Origin of the sequence: Chromobacterium sp. ASV23, assembly GCF_016428945.1 — a bacterium.
In the GTDB taxonomy this organism is placed as follows: domain Bacteria; phylum Pseudomonadota; class Gammaproteobacteria; order Burkholderiales; family Chromobacteriaceae; genus Chromobacterium; species Chromobacterium sinusclupearum.
This window is the reverse complement of sequence record NZ_JAELTR010000290.1, coordinates 1-252: the sequence shown is the minus strand read 5'-3', so window position 1 is coordinate 252 and position 252 is coordinate 1. Positions and strand designations below refer to the sequence as shown.

Sequence of the window (252 nt, the reverse complement as noted above, 5' to 3'; positions counted from 1 at the left end):
CCCCCCCCCCCCCCCCCCCCCCCCCCCCCCCCCCCCCCCCCCCCCCCCCCCCCCTTTTCAAGCAGAAGACGGCATACGCGATAATTGGCGGAGTCTCGTGGGCTCGGAGATGTGTATAAGAGACAGCGCCTACACCGGCCGCCCCGGCATCCTCGCCTTTGGCGGCGCCTTCCATGGCCGCACGCTGATGGGCATGGCGCTGACCGGCAAGGTGGCGCCGTACAAGCTGGGCTTCGGCCCCTTCCCCAGCGA

General features: G+C 71.8%; 1 pseudogene. It reads left to right on the top strand.

The features are described from left to right. Window positions 1-127: 127 nt before the first annotated feature. Window positions 128-252, top strand: a pseudogene (locus JHD59_RS22665) (aminotransferase class III-fold pyridoxal phosphate-dependent enzyme); the annotation flags it as partial.